The sequence below is a fragment of the Streptomyces sp. FH025 genome (genome assembly GCF_017427025.1).
Classification (GTDB): domain Bacteria; phylum Actinomycetota; class Actinomycetes; order Streptomycetales; family Streptomycetaceae; genus Kitasatospora.
Genome location: NZ_JAFLNG010001171.1, coordinates 1 through 1272, shown reverse-complemented (window position 1 = coordinate 1272; position 1272 = coordinate 1). Strand labels below are relative to the sequence as shown.

At 74.0% G+C, this 1272-nt stretch carries 1 protein-coding gene and 1 pseudogene; both read right to left on the bottom strand.

Annotated elements, in window-relative coordinates; genetic code table 11:
* Positions 1–247 (bottom strand): annotated as a pseudogene (locus J0670_RS38210) (hypothetical protein); the annotation flags it as partial.
* Between the two features lie 218 nt (positions 248–465).
* A partial coding sequence (locus J0670_RS38205; RefSeq protein WP_207817364.1) for a metallophosphoesterase occupies positions 466–1272 on the bottom strand: 807 nt, incomplete at its 5' end.

The following is a 1272-nucleotide window of genomic DNA, read 5'->3' as shown; positions in this document are numbered from 1 at the left end:
CGGCGTCGGTCGGCGGCGGGGGTGTGGCGCGCAGGCTGTCGCGCAGCGCGGTGTAGTGCGCGTACTCGGTGGCGGCCGCGGCGTTGATGCCGTCGGCGTCGCGCAGGGCGAGGGCGCGCAGCTGGCCGGCGGTGAGCGCGCCGGGGGCGCGGAGGGCGGTGAGGACGGTGCGGTCGCGCAGGGCTTCGCCGAGGAGGCGCTCGTACTCCGGGCGGTCCTCGGCGTGCAGCGGCGGGGGGTTGGACATGGGGACCCCGTTCATGCGGACCCCGACCGGCGTCGATCACGCGGCAGGCGCGGTCGGGGTGGGCGCGGAGGCTGGCCGCCGGACGGACGGCCGGGTGTGGTGTGCCTCATGGTAGGGGCGGGTGCGGCCGCGCTGACAGTCGGTTTCCGGAATTTCGCGCCCCGGGCCGCGCGCGTGCGACGGCCCGAGCGCCGGGAACAACTGTTCTGCTGGTGCGGTCAGTTGACGGGCAGCCGGGCGACCAGCAGCCGCCCTTCCATGGTGACCCCGCCGTCCATGGCCACCGCGAGGTCGTCCGCGTACACGTACGGGCCGGGGATGTGCGGCGGCTGGCCGTCGTCGTTGTGCACCGCGCCGGTGAGGTACGGGATCGGGCTGTGCCCGTGCACGATCCGGGTGCCGCCGTAGGTGTCGAGCAGCTCGTGGACGGCCATCGGCCCGGCGTCGCCGCGGAAGGCGAAGCGCTTGGTGAAGCGGCGGAAGCAGTCCCACCACTCGTCCACGGTGCCGTCGGAGAGCAGGCTGTGCACGGCGTCGTTGACGTCCGGGATGGAGTCGCCGTACTCCAGGTACGCGGTGGTGTCGGAGTGCAGCAGCAGGTGCTCGTCCTCCAGCGCGATGGCGGGCAGCCGGGAGAGCCAGCTGATGTGGTGCGCCTCCAGCCGGTCCAGGTCGTTCTGCTGGCCGCCGTTGAGCCGCCAGGCGGCGAGGAAGGAGGCGGTGCCGGCGGTGGACTGGACGGGTTCGTCGCCGTACTTGGCTGCGCCGAGGAAGAGCAGTTCGTGATTGCCCATCAGGGCGCGGCAGTAGCCGCCGGCCGCGGCGGCCTCGGCGGCGAGCTGCATGACGAGGTCGATGACGCCGATGCCGTCGGGGCCGCGGTCGGTGAAGTCGCCGAGGAACCAGATCCGGGCGCGCCCGGCGGACCAGTGGCCGTCGGCGTCGATCAGGCCCTGCTGGTGCAGCGCGGCGCGCAGCTCCTCCAGGTAGCCGTGCACATCGCCGACGACGTACACCGGGCCGGG